The 20519-nt window shown below is 66.5% G+C and carries 18 protein-coding genes and 1 pseudogene; 10 read left to right on the forward strand and 9 right to left on the reverse strand.

Features of this window, described 5'->3' with window-relative positions; genetic code table 11:
* Window positions 1-65: 65 nt before the first annotated feature.
* Window positions 66-401, reverse strand: a pseudogene (locus ACYVKF_RS19790) (aldo/keto reductase); the annotation flags it as partial.
* Window positions 402-909: 508 nt separating this feature from the next.
* Here ACYVKF_RS19790 and ACYVKF_RS19795 point away from each other — a divergent pair.
* The 4 genes from ACYVKF_RS19795 to ACYVKF_RS19810 are packed head-to-tail and all read left to right on the forward strand — an operon-like array spanning window position 910 to window position 4600.
* Window positions 910-1134, forward strand: coding sequence for a hypothetical protein (locus ACYVKF_RS19795; RefSeq protein ID WP_460968721.1), 225 nt, complete (start codon window positions 910-912; stop codon window positions 1132-1134).
* Window positions 1127-3025 (forward strand): hypothetical protein, encoded by a 1899-nt coding sequence (locus tag ACYVKF_RS19800; RefSeq protein ID WP_460968723.1) that lies wholly within the window; start codon window positions 1127-1129, stop codon window positions 3023-3025. Before ACYVKF_RS19795 ends, ACYVKF_RS19800 begins: the two co-directional genes overlap by 8 nt.
* 43 nt (window positions 3026-3068) lie before the next feature.
* Window positions 3069-3863, forward strand: coding sequence for a hypothetical protein (locus ACYVKF_RS19805; protein WP_460968725.1), 795 nt, complete (start codon window positions 3069-3071; stop codon window positions 3861-3863).
* A gap of 8 nt (window positions 3864-3871) precedes the next feature.
* Window positions 3872-4600: a DUF6339 family protein gene (locus ACYVKF_RS19810; RefSeq protein ID WP_460968727.1), complete on the forward strand. Its 729-nt coding sequence runs from the start codon at window positions 3872-3874 to the stop codon at window positions 4598-4600.
* On the opposite strand, the gene ACYVKF_RS19815 is transcribed toward ACYVKF_RS19810, so the two are convergent.
* From ACYVKF_RS19815 to ACYVKF_RS19840, 6 genes are all read right to left on the reverse strand, one after another.
* Window positions 4528-5028, reverse strand: a complete 501-nt coding sequence (locus ACYVKF_RS19815; protein ID WP_460968729.1) for a very short patch repair endonuclease — start codon at window positions 5026-5028, stop codon at window positions 4528-4530. The two genes, ACYVKF_RS19810 and ACYVKF_RS19815, sit on opposite strands and share 73 nt — an antisense overlap.
* Entirely contained in the window at window positions 5000-6205 is a 1206-nt protein-coding gene (locus ACYVKF_RS19820) for a type II restriction endonuclease (RefSeq protein WP_460968731.1), read from the reverse strand. Before ACYVKF_RS19820 ends, ACYVKF_RS19815 begins: the two co-directional genes overlap by 29 nt.
* Window positions 6186-7235, reverse strand: coding sequence for a DNA (cytosine-5-)-methyltransferase (dcm, locus tag ACYVKF_RS19825; RefSeq protein WP_460968733.1), 1050 nt, complete (start codon window positions 7233-7235; stop codon window positions 6186-6188). The genes ACYVKF_RS19820 and dcm overlap by 20 nt, the downstream gene beginning before the upstream one ends.
* 99 nt (window positions 7236-7334) lie before the next feature.
* Window positions 7335-10268: a vitamin B12-dependent ribonucleotide reductase gene (locus ACYVKF_RS19830; protein ID WP_460968735.1), complete on the reverse strand. Its 2934-nt coding sequence runs from the start codon at window positions 10266-10268 to the stop codon at window positions 7335-7337.
* Window positions 10269-10422: 154 nt separating this feature from the next.
* On the reverse strand, window positions 10423-10929 hold the full coding sequence (gene nrdR / locus ACYVKF_RS19835) for a transcriptional regulator NrdR (protein WP_056918132.1): 507 nt from the start codon (window positions 10927-10929) through the stop codon (window positions 10423-10425).
* A gap of 385 nt (window positions 10930-11314) precedes the next feature.
* Window positions 11315-12040: a ZIP family metal transporter gene (locus ACYVKF_RS19840; protein WP_056915020.1), complete on the reverse strand. Its 726-nt coding sequence runs from the start codon at window positions 12038-12040 to the stop codon at window positions 11315-11317.
* 129 nt (window positions 12041-12169) lie between these two features.
* On the opposite strand from ACYVKF_RS19840, the gene ACYVKF_RS19845 reads away from it, so the two are divergent.
* Window positions 12170-12931 carry an SDR family NAD(P)-dependent oxidoreductase gene (locus ACYVKF_RS19845; RefSeq protein WP_460968738.1) on the forward strand — a complete coding sequence of 254 codons (762 nt, stop codon included), beginning with the start codon at window positions 12170-12172 and terminating at the stop codon, window positions 12929-12931.
* A gap of 52 nt (window positions 12932-12983) precedes the next feature.
* Window positions 12984-13565, forward strand: a complete 582-nt coding sequence (locus ACYVKF_RS19850) for a GNAT family N-acetyltransferase (protein WP_460968740.1) — start codon at window positions 12984-12986, stop codon at window positions 13563-13565.
* A gap of 31 nt (window positions 13566-13596) precedes the next feature.
* Here ACYVKF_RS19850 and ACYVKF_RS19855 read toward each other — a convergent pair whose 3' ends face one another.
* On the reverse strand, window positions 13597-14019 hold the full coding sequence (locus tag ACYVKF_RS19855) for an SRPBCC family protein (protein WP_056915023.1): 423 nt from the start codon (window positions 14017-14019) through the stop codon (window positions 13597-13599).
* Window positions 14020-14066: 47 nt separating this feature from the next.
* Here ACYVKF_RS19855 and ACYVKF_RS19860 point away from each other — a divergent pair, with 47 nt between their 5' ends.
* Window positions 14067-15149 carry a winged helix DNA-binding domain-containing protein gene (locus ACYVKF_RS19860; protein WP_460968742.1) on the forward strand — a complete coding sequence of 361 codons (1083 nt, stop codon included), beginning with the start codon at window positions 14067-14069 and terminating at the stop codon, window positions 15147-15149.
* A gap of 152 nt (window positions 15150-15301) precedes the next feature.
* On the forward strand, window positions 15302-16393 hold the full coding sequence (locus tag ACYVKF_RS19865) for a CHAP domain-containing protein (RefSeq protein WP_460968744.1): 1092 nt from the start codon (window positions 15302-15304) through the stop codon (window positions 16391-16393).
* Between the two features lie 64 nt (window positions 16394-16457).
* On the opposite strand, the gene ACYVKF_RS19870 is transcribed toward ACYVKF_RS19865, so the two are convergent.
* Window positions 16458-16856, reverse strand: coding sequence for a LysM peptidoglycan-binding domain-containing protein (locus ACYVKF_RS19870; protein WP_460968746.1), 399 nt, complete (start codon window positions 16854-16856; stop codon window positions 16458-16460).
* 249 nt (window positions 16857-17105) lie between these two features.
* On the opposite strand from ACYVKF_RS19870, the gene lexA reads away from it, so the two are divergent.
* Together lexA and ACYVKF_RS19880 are read left to right on the forward strand one after the other, a co-directional pair.
* Entirely contained in the window at window positions 17106-17831 is a 726-nt protein-coding gene (gene lexA, locus ACYVKF_RS19875; protein ID WP_056915027.1) for a transcriptional repressor LexA, read from the forward strand.
* A gap of 284 nt (window positions 17832-18115) precedes the next feature.
* Window positions 18116-20497 carry an FdhF/YdeP family oxidoreductase gene (locus ACYVKF_RS19880; RefSeq protein WP_460968747.1) on the forward strand — a complete coding sequence of 794 codons (2382 nt, stop codon included), beginning with the start codon at window positions 18116-18118 and terminating at the stop codon, window positions 20495-20497.
* Window positions 20498-20519: the final 22 nt, after the last annotated feature.

Genomic DNA, 20519 nt, shown 5'->3' on the forward strand with positions numbered 1-20519 from the left:
CTGGCGGTCAATAACCGGTCGTCGCTCATGCAACGGCCACGACTCCTGGCCGCGATCTAGGCGATCTGCAGTCGCTGCGGCGAGCCGTTGATCGACTCAATGATGTGCTTGCGGGACAAGCCGGATCGTTCTTCCCCGCCTTGGCCGGTCGGCCAGTAGACCTTGGTGAAGATCTCCAGGCTCTCGCGCCGCTCGCCCTTGAGGGCGTCGCCGAGGACGGTCTCCGCCTTGGTGTTGGCGTAGACGTCGGCGGTGTCGAACGTGCTGATGCCCGCGTCGAGAGCCGCGCGCACGCACTGCGTGGCGACGTCGTTCTCGACCTGCGAGCCGTGGGTGAGCCAGTTGCCGTAGGTGATCTCTGAGATCTTGAGACCACTGTTGCCGAGGTATCGGCATTCCATGCTTCAACCGTATGCCGCGCAGCGGGCTCCCGCTCGGCCGGCACCATCCCCCGTGGGCCTCCATGCCGCAATGGCGGGACATCAGCGACCTCCGACACGGACGGGGCGTCGGTCGCTCAAGCTTTGCGGCCCTCCGTGGGACTGGGGCGCAGAGCATGGCGTCCTGCTGCCGTGTAATGCCTTGTGGTGTCGCCGGTACCGAAGACGGTGGGGGCGGCGATGGGTCCAACGAAGCCCGAGGCCAATGACTACACGCCAGTAGGCGACCGGTGCGAACTCGTGCATTGAGGACTTGCACGGTCAACGCTCGATCGACAGAAAGTAGTCCTTTTGGACGATTAGGGACGGGCGCTGCCAAACAGGCACGCCCCACAAGCCAACATAGGTCGCTGGGCGACCCAATCACTCAGTGCATACCCAAAGCCCCTCGACCAAGCGCGGGAGCGCGGTTGCCCACGAGACGCATGTCGGCTATATTTCCGATATCTAGCCGAAGGGTAGTTCCTCCATGGAGAGCAAACACGAACGATTTCGCCGCCTAGCAGCAACTCGGGGCGACCGGCTGATCCGGGAGATTTCGCTGCTCGGCAACCTGTCCAACACAAAGAACTACGAGTTCACTCCGGCGGATGTAGAGGCCCTGTTCGGGCCGATCGTGCGGGAGCTGACCGAGTGCCGGGCACGCTTCGATCCAACGACAGCTTCAAGCCGAAAGGTGCAGTTCAGTGATTGACGAGTATGAATTCCACTTCGAGGAAGCCCGACTATCTGGATATCAGGGCCCGAATAATCCAGCCGAGGAGTACTTCACGGGCCGCGAGCCGAGCGAGGCCGTCGTGAGGGAGTGCATCCAGAACTCCTTGGACGCCCGCTCGGACAGCGACACGCCCGTCCGCGTGCATCTCGAGTTGCGTTTGGTTGCGACCGAGATCATCCCGGACATTGCGGGCCTACGTGATGCCGCGGCCCGAGCATGCACGGAGGCCGGGAACCTTCAAGGCGCCGGATCGCTCAAGGTGGCCTTGGAGACCGCCAAGCAGGAGGAGGTATGGGTCCTCGCGGTCTCCGACTTCGGGACGCGTGGTCTGGAAGGCAGCGAGGCCGTGGACGATGAGCAGTCCCCTCTGAGCATTTTGACTCGAGGCTCTGGGGCCTCTTCAGATCAGGGAAGCCGGGGGGGGTCCTTCGGGATTGGCTCGGCAGTAGGCACCATGGCCTCAGCCATGTCCACCGTCCTGTACCGAACCCGTCGAGCCTCAGATCCGGATGTGATCATCGCGGGCTACACGCGGTTGGCCTCGTTCCACGACGCGAACCGCGTTCGTCGCCGCGGCGAGGGTTTCCTCACTTCGTCCCACGTTCACGGTGACTTCAAGTACATGCGCAACGAAGCACTGTTTCCTGGATTCTCTCAGCGCTTAGCCCCGGGCACAGACGTGTTCATCCTCGGATACGTCGACGCGGCCGCGGATCGCGAACTTTATAAAGTTCGCAACGCCGTCGCAGCCAACTTCTTCGCGGCCATCGACGGCGGCAAGCTGATCGTGGAAGGCGGTAGCGAAGCGGGCACCTGGACTCTGGACTCCGGCTCCCTGCCAGAGGTGATGTCCAGCGTCGACGAGCTCCGCAGCGAAGTGCTTCCCTTCTACAAGGCATTGAAGGACCCCCGCCCAATTGTTGGGCGATTGCCGGGCCTCGGTGAGGTGAGCCTGCACATCTACGAGGACGACACTCTTGGCCATCCCCGCGGAACTTGGACCATGCGTTCCCCACTCATGAAGATCGATACCTTTGTCCACCGCATCCCTGCGCCCTACGCGGCCGTCTTGATTTGCGCTGACGAGCCTGGCAACACGGCCCTCCGCAAGATCGAGCCGCCCGAGCACACGAAGTGGAACGAGAAGGGTCCGAGGTCCAACGGCCCGTTGGTCTCGGCGCTGAAGACTTGGGTGCGCACTGGGCTGCGTGAACGCCTGCGCACCGAACACGGAGCCGACGCACATGTCCGGGGCTTGGAGGCCTTCCTGCCCCTTGCATCCGGTAGCGCTAAAGCCAGTGACGGAGGCCGCGGCACTCCTGCAGGCAGTGACGAAGCCAGCGACACTGAGTCCTCCCGCCGCGTCGGTGAAGTCGCGACGTACGCCATCGAGATAGCGAATCAGGGCGCCTTCAGGGCACGCGTTCGTCGCCCCGCAGTTTCTGGCGACGGTGAGGAAGCCGTGGGCAAGGGCAAGGATAGAGGCGGGTCGGGCGGTAAACGGCAACCCGGCGACGGCTTGGACGGGCAGGGAGCGGCCGGAGATGGCAAGTCACGTATCGATGCCGGAGACCTGAAATTCAGGAGCTTTAGACCGGCCGGATCCCCACAAACCACGGTGGTGTTGACGCCGAAGGTAAACGCTTCGGGCGACCTGCATCTCGCAACGTTGGGAGCATCGGGGACAGATGAGGAGAACGACCTTGAGATTAGATCAGCAGTTCTCCATGACGGCGACGACCGAAAGGCGCTGAAAGTGGAAGGAATGATCATCCGCGACTTGGTCTTGGTGGCGGACGTGCCGAATCGCATTGAGCTCCAGTTCAGCACGCATCGCGGATACCGTCTGGGGGTGAAGAATGCCTAGGCGTGGTTCCTATCCCCACCCGGTGTTGGATGGTAGCGACGACGTGCAGGGCCTCTTCGAGGGCCGAACGGCGTTGATTGATCAAGGGGTCGATTACGTCGACGTTCGTATCGACATTCTCTTTGAGAGTGCTGAACTTCGACACCTCGTGGATGTTGGCTGCGCCGAGATCGTGGCCAGATGGCGCTGTTCCGCAACCTTCGCAACTGGACATATTTCACTGACCACCGAGGACATCGGGAATGAGCTGGTCCGATGCTCGGGCAACCTAGATCAGGAGGACCTGGACGGGCGAGTCGACATTCACCTGCTGATGATCGCGACTCGGACGCTGCCGCAGTACAAACTTCTTACCCAGCATTCTGACTACGGCGATGCTTCCTTCTCATTGGAGAGGGGCGCCATCTTGGCTGATGGTGGCACGGTCTCCATCGAAGCGCGCAAGAAGTATGACCCAATGACGCCTCCTCTGGAGTCTTGCTTCAAATTTGTTAAGAAGTCTGGCAACCGTCGCTACATGGAGGTGGACGCCGCTGACGACGACTACATCAGGGTTCAGTTGCCTAGCGCGACATTTGATCTCTTCCGCAGCCAAGGAATGCTCCCCGAGGTCCAGATCTCAACCGTCGTGCTGCCTGCGCTCATGGAAGCCATCGATGCCTTCAAGGAAAAGGAGTCGACACCAACGAATGGTGGGTGGCGAGGAACGATTGAACGACTGCTCGACGCCAAGAATCTGAACGACAAGTCGACCCTAGTCGCGGCACAAGCAATTCTCGAGGACCCCATCTCTGCAGGTCTCAAACGTCTCGACATGTTGTCAGAGGAGAGCATATGAGCACATCAATGGTCCTCACTGAGGACGCCGTCGACGCACTTTGGTCGAACTTGGCCAACGCGACCACCGCAGCAGATTTCTTGGAAACCACCAAGGAAATCACTACCAACCCCGAGAACCTCCTTCGGCTTCCATTCGACCTGGGAGTTCTCCCCGCCCTGAAGGCAGATGGCCCACGGGGATCGTTCGAATTCGATAATGCCATAGACCTGTACGAAGCTCTCGGTCCGATGCCCCGTGTCGCTGCCGCGGATCCGCGCCTTTGGTCGTACTTGGCGTTCGGACCCTACTCGGATTACATGAGCGCACGGTGGTCGCCCGACGGCGTACGCAACTGGCGAGCTCGGTTCAACGGCAGATGGCTCGTGCGTAGCGCGACGACTGGCAGCCTGATTCGTCATGGACTTGCCAGGCTTTGGTGGTTGGCAGAGCTGACCTACGACCCCCACCTTGAGCGGAGCCTGTCCAAAGAACATGCCGACCCGTGGTGGTACCTGCGCGTAGCGTTGGCACGCGAGGACAGGATTATGGCCCTATTCGACCGCGAAGCAGGCTCCATCGACAATCTCCGATTTGCGCTGTTGGATCTCTGCGATCGGGACTCCGTCGCCTCTACAGAAGACGGGCTCCGGGCATTGATGAAGGAAGTGACTCTTTCATACGGCTACCGAGACTTGGCTGCCCTTTCAGCGGAAGAGACTGACGCGCTGCTTCGGTCGCTCATCCCTGCTGTCTGATCCCGGGCGCCGCCCAGCGAATCCGAGACTCGCTGGGCGGCGCCCGCAGGAGATGCGCGGATCTCGTGCTCCCAAATTCTTAGGACGCTCCAGCCTAAGGCGGTGAGCGCCTCGTCAGTCGCTCGATCTCGCCTTCTGTTCGCCTCGATCTTTGTCAGCCACCACGTTGTATTGCGCTTAGGCTCGATGAAATGCTCCGAACACCCATGCCAGAAGCAGCCGTCGACAAAGACAGCGAGTCGCTGCTTGGTGAAGGCCACATCGATACTTCTGCGCAGAATGCCAGGCACAGGGAAGTTCACTCGATATCGGAGGCCAGCGGCATAAAGGAGGCGGCGAAGTATCAACTCAGGCGTCGTATCCTTGCGCTTCTGGCGCTCGAAACGACGGCGCACCTCCTCAGAAGAGGCTGACGGCCGTTTCGTCATGCGCGACTCGCTTCGGAAGGAGCTGAATGAATTCTCGTATGGTGAGGAGGTCGCGGCGATCAGGTTCAGTGAAGTCCTTGTGCCGGTCCGCAGGGACGACCAGTCGTACTCCGGCCTCTCGGATCTCGCGCATCTGCGCGGACGAGATCCCGCGCTGAAGGGTGACCAAGTAGCGTATGTGCGCCTTGGGCCCCTCACTCACGATCTGCCGCCACCTGTCCTTGCAAGTAGTTTTTACAGCTACGACGAACACGTCTTCAGAGCCTGGCGCGGCGGCATCGTAGGCCTCTGCAGAAGGCATGACGAAGTCTGGTCGGGTTCCATCCAACCGCGGTTGCGCTTCGAACGCGATGCCATGCTGCTCAAGTACGGTCTCAAGATGCGACTCCAAGGACTTGCCGGCCCTGGACTTCCGCCTTTGCAGAACAGAGTTGGCTTCCGTGACAAAATCGTCAACGCTGTTGAAGCCACCTTGAACCCGCTCGAGCACATGGCGCGCCTCAATGGCCTTGAACAGATCGAATTCGACACCGAGGTACTCAACCAAGAGATCGTCGGGGGGCTGAATCTCGCCCGCCGCGCATGCGTGGACGATGTTCCTAGCGGTGGCTGACATGACTGCGGTGCTGGGAAAGCCTTCGGCCTTGGCAGCAGCGTTTCGAATCTGGATGTCGTGGCAGTCGCTTGGAACCGCTCGGTTTCGCTGAACGCCCTCAGCTCCCAGGAACATCGACCAGCTGGCGTCATCAAAGGTCACGCCCAGCGCTGCGCAGACCTCATCGATGTCATCGGAGTCGTCAAGAACATGGCCAAGCCAGACATCGACGTCCCGTTGGATCAGGACCAAGACGCCACCGAGACGCTCCGGGGCTATAGCCCAGAAATTGTGGATCCGATTGAACGACGTAATGCGATACTCACTTTTCGCGATGCCGTACCACTTCACGATCGAGTGCGTCACCGTCCCATCGGACCATTCGATATTGATCGGGTGATCGTGGTTGACTCCGCGCTCCGGTGGCTGCGGGGTGAAGTACGCCGCCGCGTTGACTCCGATGTAGAAGCCCTTCTGGTGGGCCCCAGTAAGGCCCAAGTCGTTCCGGCTGGCGACCTTAAGGAAGGCAACTCCAGACTCGAGAGCTTCACCGATCACCCGATCAGCCAGCAGCGAGCTCATGAGCCTCATTCACACGGACACGCCAATCAAGACCCAGCAGGGTCGCGTGCTGCGTGACAATTTCGATCTGGCGGGCGACCGCCTCCGCAACCTTTGGAACCACTGCGTTGCCGAACTGGCGATACGCCTGAGTGTCCGACACGACGATGTCCAGACGCTCCATCGGGAAGCCCATGAGCCGGCCAGCCTCGAGTGGCGTCAGCCGCCGCGGGTTCCGACCTGGACCCTGGTCGATGAGAATCTCAGATCCATCTTTGTGGTACCTCGCCGACAGCGTGCGAGCAACACCATCGAGGCTAGGCTTTCCGAAGCCAAATCCATTGCCCTTCAAGCGGTGCTTGTCGGCGTAGTTCTGCAGATACCGCCAGAGCAGATCGGACAGGGTGTACTTCGGGTCGACTTCGGGCTCAAGAATGGAGCGGAGGACGTGCGGGCGCCCGTCGGAAACCGGGAACTCGAAGGGAACTCCGTCCGGGAAGACGGTGGCGAAAACATCCCTACGGAATCCGACGATGAAAATTCGCTCCCGGTGCTGTGGCACCCAGCCCGCGGCGTCGATGATCTGCGCGTGCACCTCGTAGCCCAATTCGTCTAGCTTGGCCGAGATCACTCGCCAGGTCTTGCCCTTGTCGTGTGACAGGAGGTTCTTGACGTTCTCGAGCAGCAGGACGGATGGCTGCTTCGCTTCGATGACGTCAGCCAAGGCAAAGAAGAGGTTTCCCTGCTTGGCGTCGTCGAATCCGTGAGCGCGACCGAGCGAGTTCTTCTTCGACACGCCGGCCAACGAGAACGGCTGACAGGGAAAACCTGCCGCGAGGATGTGGTGGTCCGGGACGCTGCTGGGCTCGATCAGGTTGATGTCGCCCGCAGGCTTCTCACCGTGCCACGCCTCGTACGTCATCTGTGAGTGCTTGTCCCATTCGGAGGAGAAGACGCACTCTCCTCCTATGGACTCGAGGCCCAAGCGGAGGCCGCCGATCCCGGCGAAGAGGTCGATGAACTCAAAACTGGACGCTGACTGGTCAGCCACGTCACTCCTATCGCGTCAGTCGACCCTGTGATTGGTTGTTGATGCGAGTCTGCCAGGGGCTCGGAGGAATCCCCTCCAAGCCCCTGGCGTGTCGTCAGATCAGCTGCAGCCGCTGGTGCTGCCGCAACCCTCGCAGACGTAGCAGGAGCCGGCGGGGCGCATCTTGGTCCCGCAGGTCATGCACATCGGCGCGTCGGCCGAGATGCCCTGGAACTTCTCCAGCAGCTCTGCGGACGAGTGGACCTCACCCGAGACCTCACGGGCCGAGGCCGCACCAGCACCGGACTTCACCGTGTCGGCCTTGAGGGACTTGCCCTCGACCGCAGGCTCGGACTTGGCAGCCGGCTTGGCGACGGAGACCGGGGCGGACTGGCTGAAGTTCTCCAGCTCGTCCTCGAGCTCCTCGTCCGACTCGTCGGACTCGGTGGCCTGGTAGGAACCGGTCTCGAGCTGACGCGCACGCTCGGCAGCGGTGTGGATGCCCATGAACGAACGGGTGTCGAAGTCCATGTGGTCCAGCGCCAGGCGACGGAACACGTAGTCCATGATCGACTGTGCCATCCGCACGTCGGGGTCGTCGGTCAGGCCGGCAGGCTCGAACCGCAGGTTCGTGAACTTCTCCACGAAGGTCTCCAGCGGCACGCCGTACTGCAGGCCGATCGACACGGCGATCGAGAAGGCGTCCATGACACCGGCGAGGGTCGAGCCCTGCTTGCCGAACTTGAGGAAGATCTCGCCCAGGTCGCCCGACTCGTAGGTGCCGGCGGTGAGGTAACCCTCGGCGCCGCCCACGGCGAACGACGTGGTCTGCGAGGTACGACGCTTCGGCAGGCGCTTGCGCACCGGGCGGTACTCGATGACCTTCTCGACCATGGCCTCGGCAGCTGCCGTGGCCTTGTCAGCGGCAGCGTCCTTGGCGGTGGAACCACCATCGGACAGCGGCTGGCCGACCTTGCAGTTGTCGCGGTAGACCGCGATCGCCTTGAGGCCGAGCTTCCAGCCCTGCATGTGGACGTCCTCGATCTCCTCGACCGTGGCGTCCTCCGGCAGGTTGACCGTCTTGGAGATCGCACCGGACAGGAACGGCTGGACCGCGGCCATCATGCGCACGTGGCCCATGGCCTCGATCGAACGCGCACCCATGGCGGTGTCGAAGATCTCGTAGTGCTCGGTCTTGAGGCCGGGGGCGTCGATGACGTGACCCTTGTCGGCGATGTACTCGACGATCGCCTCGATGGTCTCGCCCGTGTAGCCGAGCTTCTTGAGCGCACGCGGGATGGTGAGGTTGACGATCTGCATCGACCCGCCACCGACGAGCTTCTTGAACTTCACCAGGGAGAAGTCGGGCTCGATGCCGGTGGTGTCGCAGTCCATCATGAAGCCGATGGTGCCGGTCGGCGCGAGCACCGAGGCCTGCGCGTTGCGGTAGCCGTTCTTCTCGCCGAGCTTGACGACGTCGTCCCAGACCTTGGTCGCGGCGCGGTGGATCGTGATGTCCATCGTGTCGAGCGGGCGGATCGAGTCGTTCGCGCTCTGGTGCTTGCGCATGACGCGCTTGTGGGCGTCCGCGTTGCGGGCGTACCCGGCATACGCACCGACGACACCGGCCATCTCGGCGGAGCGCTTGTAGGCGGCACCGGTGAGCAGCGAGGTGATCGAGGCGGCGAGCTGGCGGCCACCGTTGGAGTCGTACCCGTGACCCGTGGCCATGAGCAGCGCGCCGAGGTTGGCGTAGCCGATGCCGAGCTGGCGGTAGTCACGCGTGGTGTCGCCGATGGCCTCGGTCGGGAAGTCCGCGAAGCAGATCGAGATGTCCATTGCCGTGATGACGAGTTCGGCGACCTTCTGGAAGGTGACCGCGTCGAACGTGTCGTCGTCCTTGAGGAACTTGAGCAGGTTCAGCGAGGCCAGGTTGCAGGAGGAGTTGTCGAGCGACATGTACTCCGAGCACGGGTTGGACGCGGTGATGCGGCCGGTCTCGGGGTTGGTGTGCCAGTCGTTGATGACGTCGTCGTACTGGATGCCCGGGTCGGCGCACTCCCACGCGGCCTCGGCGAGCTTGCGGAACAGCTCTCGCGCGTCGACGGTGTCGATGACCTCACCGGTGGTGCGCGAGCGCAGACCGAAGTCGGTGCCGGCCTCGACGGCCTTCATGAACTCGTCCGAGACACGGACCGAGTTGTTCGCGTTCTGGTACTGGACCGACGTGATGTCCTTGCCGCCGAGGTCCATGTCGAACCCGGCGTCGCGCAGCGCGCGGATCTTGTCCTCCTCGCGCGCCTTGGTCTCGACGAACTCCATGATGTCGGGGTGGTCGACGTCGAGGACGACCATCTTGGCCGCACGACGCGTGGCGCCACCGGACTTGATGGTGCCTGCGGACGCGTCGGCGCCACGCATGAAGGAGACCGGGCCGCTGGCGGTGCCACCGGAGGACAGCAACTCCTTGGACGAGCGGATGCGGGAGAGGTTCAGGCCGGCGCCGGAGCCGCCCTGGAAGATCTTCCCCTCCTCCTTGTACCAGTTGAGGATCGAGTCCATCGAGTCGTCGACGGCGAGGATGAAGCAGGCGGAGACCTGCTGCGGGCTCTTGGTGCCCACGTTGAACCACACCGGCGAGTTGAAGCTGAACACCTGGTGCAGCAGGGCGTAGGTCAGCTCGTGCTCGAAGATCTCGGCGTCCTCGGCGGAGGAGAAGTAGCCGTGCTCCTTGCCCGCCTTGACGTAGGTGAGGACGACGCGGTCGATGAGCTGCTTGAGGCCCGTCTCGCGAGCCTCGGTGCCCACGGCGCCGCGGAAGTACTTGGTGGTGACGATGGTGGAGGCGTTGACCGACCAGAAGTCGGGGAACTCGACACCGCGCTGCTCGAAGATCGTCTCGCCGGTCTTCCAGTTCTGCTGGACGACGTCGCGCTTCTCCCAGGTCACCTCGTCGTACGGGTGCACACCGGGGGTGGTGTAGATGCGCTCGACGGTGACGCCTGCGGCGCCCTTCTTGCGGGCACCTGCACGTGCGCCTGCGGTTTCAGTCATTTCTGGTGGCCTCCCTAGCCCCTGGTGATGCTGTGGTGTCAATTCTGGGTGGCGGCACTGACAGTGGGGGTCGGTGCCGGTGGTGCTGCTCTGGTGCGGAACGTGGTCGTGCTGTCGTGCGTGCTTGCGTGAGGTGCCGGTCGTGCAGCGGGGCTCAGCCCGGCGGCACACCGGCCCTGGTCTGTGGCTGTGGCTGCGGCTCGGTGCCCGTCGCGTCGCGCTCGGCGCGCAGCAGGGTGATCGCGGCCTCGAAGTCCTCGAGCGAGTCGAACGCCTGGTAGACGCTGGCGAACCGCAGGTAGGCGACCTCGTCGAGCTCGCGCAGCGGTCCGAGGATCGCCAGGCCCACCTCGTGGGCCTCGACCTCGGCCTGGCCCTGCTGGCGGATGCACTCCTCGACGCGCTGGGCGAGGAGGGCGAGGTCGTCCTCGGTGACCGGGCGGCCCTGGCAGGCCTTGCGGACCCCGACGAGGACCTTGCCCCGGCTGAACGGCTCGCTCGCGCCGGAGCGCTTGGTCACCGTGAGGCTGGCCGTCTCGATCGTCGTGAAGCGGCGCCCGCACTCGGGGCACTGACGGCGCCGGCGGATGGAGCTGCCGTCGTCGGTCGTGCGCGAGTCCATGACCCGTGAGTCGGTGTGCCGGCAGAACGGACAGTGCATGGCGGCGCTCCTCCCACGGGGTCGGTCTGGGGATGAATCTGTGGACGTTCTGGGGACAACGTGTGGAGAACCCTGCTTGTCCTGTGCACTACATGTGGACGAACTACAGCGGTGTAACCACTAGATGTAGGGATAGTGTGCCTCGCTGTGATCCAGGACGCAAGCGAGTCCGGGAAACTTGTTGGGCAGTGTGCATCGCCGCAGGTCAGGGGCGTGCGGAGGTCCGCCGCGACACGCCCGAAGTGGTGCTGGTGTGACTTCTGGGACGTCAGAGGCACCCAGATCTGGGGTCAGCAGGCCGCGAACGTCCCCACATGTGGTGTGCAGGACCCAACCGGCCCGATCCGGCCCCGATGCGGCGCCGATCAGGCGCGATCAGGCCCGATCAGGCCATCGAGAGCAGGAACGCCGCACAGAACCCCACCACGGTGAGCAGTCCCACGAGCCGTCCGGCGTGCTCGACGGCCTCGGGGACCATGGTGTCGGCGAGCATCGTGAGGATCGCCCCCGCCGCGAACGCCTGGATCGTCGCGACCACCGTCGGGTCCGCGCCGTCGAGCAGCACCCGACCCAGCGCGGCCGCGACGGTCGCCGCCGCGGTCACCCCCAGCCACAGGCCCATGATCGAGCGCGCGCTGTGCCCGGCGGACCGCATACCGGCGGACGAGGACAGGCCCTCGGGGATGTTGGAGAGGAACACGGCGGCGACCACGGCGACCCCCACGCCTCCCCCACCGATGGTGCTCACGCCGATCGCCGCCGACTCCGGTATGCCGTCGAGCAGGGCCCCGAGGGCGAGCGCGGACCCGGCGGCGCCGGCCTGCGGACCGTTGGGGCTCTTGCGCCGGTGGCCGCCGCGGCTGTCGATCCACCAGTCGCCGAGGAAGAAGACGACCGACCCGCCGAGCAGGCCCAGGACGGTGGCGACTCCCCCGGCCTTGTCGTAGGCCTCGCCGGCCAGCTCGAACGTCAGGGCGCTGACCAGCACCCCCGAGCCGATCGCCATGACCCAGCCGATGACGCGCTTGGACGTGGGCAGCCAGATGCCGGCTGCCGCGCCGATGAGCAGCGCGACCCCGCCGACGAAACCCCAGAACCCTGCCTCGAGCACGTCCGTCTCCTGTCGCCGAATCCACGAACCACGTGCGGCGGTGCGGCGCCGTGCCACACAGGGCCCTTGGACCCTACTCGGGCACCACCGCCCTCACGACAGTGGAAGGACCCCACAGGAGGAGCACCCATGAACCACTACGGACTCGGCGGCAAGGTCGCGGCCATCACCGGAGGGGCGTCCGGCATCGGCCGCGCCTGCGCCCACACCCTGGCCCGCTCGGGGGCCGACATCTCGGTCTGGGACCTCGACCAGGGCGCGATCGATGTCGTGCTCAAGGAGCTCGACGCGTTCGAGTGCCGGGTGCACGGCGCGGTCGTCGACGTCAGCGACTCGGCCGCCGTCGACGGCGCGATGGAGCAGGTCGTCGAGCGCCTCGGCCACGTCGACGTCGCCGTCTGCAACGCCGGCATCGGCGGGGAGTCGCTCACCAGCGGCGACTACACCGACGAGGCGTGGCACCAGGTCATCGGCGTCAACCTCGACGGTGTCTTCTACACGCAGCGCGCCGCGATCAGGGCCATGAAGGCCGGTGGGCGCGGGGGCTCCATCGTCAACATGGCCTCGATCCTCGGCGCGGTCGGGTTCGCCACCGCGAGCGCGTACACCGCGGCCAAGCACGGGGTGGTCGGGATGACGCAGGCCGCGGCGTGGGAGCACGCCGGTGACAGCATCCGCGTCAACGCCGTGGGCCCGGGCTTCATCCGCACCCCGCTGCTGGACCAGCACCTCGACCAGGCGACGCTGGACCTCCTCGGGACCCAGCACGCGCTGCAGCGGCTCGGGGAGCCCGAGGAGGTCGCCGAGCTGGTCGCGTGGCTGGCCAGTGACGGCTCGTCGTTCGCCACGGGCACCTACTACCCGATCGACGGCGGCTACCTCGCCCGCTGAGTCCTTCCCCCGACCGCCGCGCGCTGTCGGCGCGCGGTGGTTGAGTGGGTCCATGGCTGAGCAGTGGGAGACGCACCCGGTCACGCCCGAGCGGTTCGACGACTTCGCCGACATCGTCAACCCCAACCGTCGCGAGAACCACTGCTGGTGCCTGTCGCACCGGCTCGCGGCGCCCCAGATCCGCGAGCTCGGCGGCGGGAGCCGGCAGAACGCGATGCGCGCCCTCTGCGAGCGGGACCACCCACCCGGAGTCGTCACCTACCTGGACGGCACACCGGTCGGCTGGTGCAGCATCAGCCCGCGGACCGAGATCCCCCGCCTGGAGGCCTCGAAGCTCATCCGACGCGTCGACGACGTCCCCGTCTGGAGCATCATCTGCGTGGTGGTCCGTTCCGGCTTCCGCCGGCGCGGCGTCACCCACCAGCTCCTCGAGGGCGCGGTGTCGTATGCCGCGTCGCACGGAGCGCCCGCGGTGGAGGCCCACCCGGTCGACCCGCCGGGGCGGATGGACCTGACCATGGCGTTCGTGGGCACCCGCGGGATGTTCGAGAAGGCAGGGTTCGAGGTCATCGGCACCACCGACGCCGTGGCCAGCAGGATGCCGCGCCTCGTGATGCGCCGCGACCTCCGCTGACGACCTCCGCTGACGACCCACGCTGACGACCTCAGGCCTGTTCGGACCGTGCCTTCAGGCCTGCGGCCTCGGTCGCGAGGTACCGGTCGGTGAGCCCCCGGTAGAACCGCCCGACGAACGAGCCGAGCCATCCCTCCTGCTTCACGGACAGCAGCACCCGCGTCCCGCCGCCGGGCAGGGGTTCGAGGACGTGCCGTGCCGTGGTCAGGGCTGCACCGCCGCCGCTGACCCAGGTGAACGACCTCCCCGGCTCCAGCTCGGTGACCACGTAGTCCACGGTCGGGATCCGTGGCTGGCTGATCTTGGCCTGCGAGCCCGTGCGCAGCGGCCCGTCGTCGACCCGCCGCACCCACCGCACCGTGTCGGTCCACTCCGGCCAGTGCTCGACGTCCGACAGGACCTGCCAGACGCGATCCGGCGGGGCGGCGATGTCGATGGTGGCGCTCTGCTCCATACCTCCATGATCGCCCCGTGCGCGGCTCGTTTCGAGAGGATGGCGCCATGGATCCCTCGCGCGTCCTGTCCCAGCGCCTCGCGACGCAACGCCTCACCTCCGCCCCGCTGCGCACCGCGACCGAGGCCGTGCGGCTGCTCACGTGCGTGCAGAGCCAGGAGCGTGACCACGCCTTCTTCTCCCTGGGCCTGCGCACCCGCAGGAGCACGTATGCCACGGTGCGCCGCGAGCTCGATGCCGGCACCTTCGTGCGCACCCACGTCCTGCGGCCGACGTGGCACTTCGTCGCCCGCGAGGACCTGCGCTGGATCCTCGCGCTGACCTCTCCCCGGGTCCTCGCCGCCAGCGCCGGTCGGCACCGGCAGCTCGGGCTCGACGACCCGCGGCGGCTCGACGGCGGACTCACCCTGCTGGCTGAGCTGTTGCAGGACAGGCAGTTCCGCACCCGCCCCGAGCTCGGCGAGCTGTTCGTGGAGAGGCGATCACCGATCAGGCCGGGCGAACAGCTCGGACACCTGATCATGGTCGCCGAGCTGCGGGGGCTGGTGTGCTCCGGACCGGTCAAGGGGGTGCACCACTCGTACGCGCTGGTCGACGACGTCGTGCCACCGGCCACGCACCTCGACCACGACGACGCGCACCGCGAGCTCGTGCGCCGGTTCTTCAGCGGGCACGGACCGGCCGGCATCAGGGACTTCACCCGGTGGTCGTCGCTCACCGTCGCGGGGACCAGGGCCGCGCTGGCCGACCTGGGCGACGACCTGGACGTGGTGGACGTCGACGGGACACCGCACTGGTTCGACCCTGCCGTCGTGCCGCGCCGCAGCCCGGCCGCCCCCGCGGCACACCTCTTCCCGGTCTACGACGAGGTGGTGCTCAGCTACCCGGCCGTGAACTTCCCGGTGGCGACGGACCACCCGTTGGCCGAGCACCCTGACCCGTTCTGGGCCACGGTCGTCCTCGACCAGACCAACGTCGGCTCCTGGAAGCGCACCGTCCGGGCAGACGTCGTCGAGGTCGACATCCGGTTGGCCCCCAGCGTCGACGCCAGGGGCCGACAGGCGGTGCGTGCCGCGGCACTGCGGCTGGCCGAGTTCCTCGGGAAAGGGCTCGAGCTCACGGGGATCTGAGACCGGAGGCGAATTACACGGTTGGACTTACCGGATCTGCCTGACAAACCGGACACCGTCGGTCCAGCCTGAACAGGTTGTCCGCCGCCACCCCTCGCGGCGGGGCGATGCGCGTCTCCTGGCGCTGTCCTGTCCCCCACCCCCAGGAAGTCATGCTGCGTTCCCGACTGTCCCCCCTCCTCGCCCGCGTCGGCACCCTTGCCCTCGTCGTCCTGGCCGGACTCGCGGTCACCGCGCCACCGGCCTCAGCCGCGACCCTCTCCCGCGAGTGCAAGGCCAACTCCATCGCCTGCATCTCGTTCTCGGGGTACGCCGGGAAGTCGGTGTGGGGGTACCCGGTGAACTCCAGTGGGAACAACTGCGTGAACTATGCGGCCTACCGGCTGATGAAGAACGGGGTGAAGCAGCAGAGCGCCATGGGCAGCGGCGGCAGCTGGGCCACCAGCGCCCGCAACCGCGGCATCAAGGTCGACCAGACGGCCAAGACCGGGGCGATCGCCCAGTGGAACTACGGCAGCCACTACGCGCCCGGCAACGGCCACGTGGGGTACGTGGAAGAGGTCACGAGCTCCTACATCGTCGTGTCGGACTCGGCCTGGACTGGCTACTCCTCCCGGATGACCATCCCGCGCGGCGACGCGAACTGGCCCAGCAACTTCCTGCACTTCAAGGACCAGCCCTACCAGCCACCGGCATCCGGGAGCTTCCTCAAGGTCCGGGAGAACGGGCAGATCTACCGGCTGGTCGGGACCACACCGGTCTACGTGAGCACGTGGGCAGCATTCGGCGGTGCCAAGGCCACGATGGCCGTCTCGGCCAGCGCCCTCGCCACCCTGCCGGCCACCATCCCCGACGGGACGTTCATCAAGGGCGCGCAGCGGGCGGAGATCTACCGGATGGCCGGCGGCGCCCCGATCCACGTCTCGGCATGGGCGAACGTCGGCGGAAGCAAGGCCACGACGATCGTCGACCAGGTGGCCATCGACCGGGCCGGTGACGGCGGCGCCTACAACCGCCTGCGAGCGGTGCCTGCCGACACGACGATGCTCCGGACGACCAAGGGCGTCGTGTACCGGATGAGGGGCGGGATCGCCTACTACTCGACCTCGATGCCGATCGCCGAGCTGAGTGAACCGGTCCTCGTCGACCACGTCGCCCTCAGCCGCGCCACCACCACCGGGGCGTTGAAGTACCGACACATCAAGGCCGTGAAGGCCCTACCGAAGATCACGCCGAAACCCTGAGCGCCCCTCACACGGAGATCTCTCCGCGCCGCCCGATGCCGGGTGATGGGTGGGGTGACCTCGCTCAGCCGGCGGCCGGGATGAGCAGCGTCTGCCCGGCGTGGACGTTGGACCCCGTCAGGTCGTTGGCGACCTGGATGCGGGCGACGGCCTCGGTGACCGGCAGCTGCGGCAGCTGGGCCGACGCGACCTCGGAGAGGGTCTGACCGGACTGGACCGTCGTCGAGTGGTCGATGACCGCTGCGGACGCGCCCCCCGAGAGCAGGCTGATCGCGAGGACCACCGCCGTGATGGCCACGGACACGGTGATCGCCAGGCGGCCGGCGCGGGTCAGCCGCAACGGCGCCGCCGGACGGATGACGACGTCCTCACCGGTGGGCACCGAGACGAGCTGCGGGCGCACGGGCCGAACGGGCATCCGCACGGGGGCGGGGGCGACGTCCCAAGCAACTGCTGCACTCATCTGGTCCTCCGTGGTGGTCAGGTGGCCGAAGCCCTTCGAACGGTTGTACGAAGTTCCTCTAGGCTGATTTCTAGCACGCATGTTCGAACTTCTCAAGACACGCCTCGAACACATGTTTGGCACTGACGTTCGAACGCCATACGCTGTGTTCATGCCTCACAGCACACCAGAGGCCACTGACAGTCCCACCCGTCACAGCACTGAGCACGGCGGCATACGCCACCTGACCTGCGGAAACGAGGAAACGGCATGAGCGAGGACAACGTCAAGGAGCTCCCCGACCGCGATCGGGGTGACGGTCTGACCGTCCGCCAGCGCCGGGTCCTCGAGGTGATCCGCAACTCGGTGGACCGCCGCGGGTACCCCCCGAGCCTGCGCGAGATCGGTGAGGCCGTCGGTCTCACCTCCCCCAGCTCGGTGGCCCACCAGCTGTCCACCCTGGAGCGCAAGGGCTTCCTGCGCCGCGACCCCAACCGCCCTCGCGCGATCGAGGTCGTCTCCCCCGACTCGACGGCCGACATGCGCGGCTACCGCGGTGGGGCGAGCGTCGAGGACGAGACGGCGGTGTTCGACGAGACGGGGATGAACGACCGGCGTCCCGAGGCGTCGTACGTCCCGGTGCTCGGCCGGATCGCCGCCGGTGTGCCGATCCTCGCCGAGGAGACCGTCGAGGACGTCTTCCCGCTGCCCCGGCAGATCGTGGGCGAGGGGCAGCTCTTCCTGCTCCAGGTCGTCGGCGAGTCGATGATCGACGCCGCCATCTGCGACGGCGACTGGGTGGTCGTGCGCCAGCAGCCGACCGCCGACAACGGCGACATCGTCGCGGCGATGCTCGACAACGAGGCGACCGTCAAGACGTTCAAGCGCAAGGACGGCAAGGTCTGGCTCATGCCGCACAACGACGCGTTCGAGCCGATCGACGGCGACCACGCCACGATCCTCGGCAAGGTCACGGCGGTCCTGCGCCGAGTCTGAGCCGCGCCCGGACCCACCCAGCCGAGTCCGGGCCGACTGAGCTCTACCGAGCCCTGCCGAGCGCTACCGAGGCCGCGCCCCGGCCGCCCTCCCCCAGCTCCCCCGTGTGCCGCCGTGGACCGACCCCCGCGGCGGCACACGGGTGGTCACCGGGGATCGGGCATCCCGGGCGCGCATGGTTCGGGTGGGACTGGGTACGTTCGGGGTGAAGGCGCAGGTTCCGGACCGGGGCCCGCGCGGCACGCGCCCGGCAACGCCAGGCACCCGGAGAACGAGGTTCACGCATGGGCAAGCACGACGAGAGCGACTACTCCGAGGCCGACCTGGTGGTCAAGGGCCAGGAGGACCACGCCGCCGGTCCGACGGCGGTGGCGGTGTCGATGAAGCGCTCCATCGACCACATGGGCCTCAAGCGGACGGCCCAGACGCTCCTCAAGCTCAACCAGGCCGAGGGCTTCGACTGCATGAGCTGCGCCTGGCCGGACCCCGATCCCGGTCACCGGCACACGGCCGAGTTCTGCGAGAACGGTGCCAAGGCGGTCGCCGAGGAGGCCACCCGCGACCGGGCCACCCCCGAGTTCTTCGCCCAGCACAGCATCGCCGAGCTCGACGCCCACACCGAGCACTGGCTCGGCCAGCAGGGCCGCATCACCCACCCGATGGTCAAGCGTCCGGGCGGGACGCACTACGAGCCGATCGAGTGGGACGAGGCGTTCGACCTCATCGGCGCCGAGCTGCGCTCGCTCGCGAGTCCGGACGAGGCGACCTTCTACACCTCGGGCCGCGCCTCCAACGAGTCGGCGTTCGCGTACCAGCTGTTCGTCCGCGCGTTCGGCACCAACAACCTGCCGGACTGCTCGAACATGTGCCACGAGTCCACGAGCATCGCGCTGCAGGAGTCCATCGGCATCGGCAAGGCCAGCGTCACCCTCGACGACGTGCACACGGCCTCGGTCATCGTCATCGCCGGCCAGAACCCCGGCACGAACCACCCGCGAATGCTGTCCGCCCTCGAGATCGCCAAGGCGAACGGCGCCAAGATCATCTCGATCAACCCGCTGCGCGAGGCAGGGCTCGTGCGGTTCAAGAACCCGCAGAAGCCCAAGGGCGTCGTCGGCCACGGCACGGCGATGGCCGACCTGCACCTGCCGGTGAAGGTCAACGGCGACCTCGCGCTGTTCCAGGCGATCGGGTCGCTGCTCGTCGAGTGGGACGCGCTCGACCACGAGTTCATCGCCACCCACTCGACGGGGTTCGAGCAGTGGCGCGACCACGTCCGCGCCGTCGACTGGGACCAGGTCGTCGAGGTCACCGGGCTGTCCCGTGAGCTCATCACCCAGGCTGCCGAGATGCTGCGCGGGTCGACCCGGACGGTCTACTGCTGGGCGATGGGCCTGACCCAGCACCGCAACGGGGTCGCCACCATCAAGGAGGTCGTCAACCTCGCCCTCGCACAGGGCAACATCGGCCGTGAGGGGGCGGGCCTCCTTCCCGTCCGCGGCCACTCGAACGTCCAGGGCGACCGCACCATGGGCATCTGGGAGCGGCCCCCGGCGACGTTCCTCGACGCGCTCCAGAAGGAGTTCGGCTTCGACCCGCCGCGTGAGCACGGCCTCGACGTCGTGGACTCCCTGCGTGGCATGCGCGACGGCAAGGTCCACTTCTTCATGGGGCTCGGCGGCAACTTCGTGCAGGCCGTGTCGGACACCGACATCGCGATCCCCGCGATGCGCAAGGTCCGCATGACCGTGCAGGTGTCCACCAAGATCAACCGCTCCCACCTCGTCTGCGGCGAGACCGCCCTGATCCTGCCCACCAAGGGCCGCACCGAGAAGGACATCCAGGCCAGCGGGGCCCAGTGGATCTCGGTCGAGGACTCCACGTGCTCGGTGCACGCGTCGCGCGGCCCGCTGGAGCCGGCCAGCCCCCAGCTCAAGTCCGAGGTCGACATCGTCACCCGCATCGCCGAGGCGACGCTCGGGGACCGGTACGGCCTGCAGTGGAAGGCGATGCGCGACGACTACCGCGCCATCCGCCACCACATCGCCAAGGTCGTCCCCGGGTGCGAGGACTACGAGGTCAACGTCCGCAAGCCGGGCGGCATGATCATGCCGCACCCGCCGCGCGACACCCGGACGTTCGACACGAAGACCGGCAAGGCCGAGTTCGTCGCCTCCCCGATCGAGGTGGTGCACGTGCCCGAGGGCCACGTGCTGCTGCAGACGCTGCGCAGCCACGACCAGTACAACACCACCATCTACGGCCTCAGCGACCGCTATCGCGGCATCGAGGGTGGCCGCAAGGTGGTCTTCGTGCACCCCGACGACATCGCGGCCTTCGGTCTGGCGGACGGCGACCTCGTCGACATCACCACCCGGTGGACCGGTGACGACGTGGTCCGGTGCGTTCGCGGCTTCCGGGTGGTCTCGTACGACACCCCGCGGGGATCGGCCGCGGCCTACTACCCCGAGACCAACCCCCTGGTCCCGCTGGACTCGACGGCGATCGGCAGCAACACCCCGACCTCGAAGTCGGTCGTGGTCTCACTCGCCCGGTCGACGTCGAGCTCGCCCGCGTCGGGGGACAGCGCCGGCGGGTCCTCGCAGGACGCCACGGGCTCGGACTGGGACCACAAGAAGTCACCGGAGCCGGAGCACCTGTCCTGACCGGTGCCCGGGGTGGCGCCGG

It is taken from the genome of Pedococcus soli, from assembly GCF_054782575.1.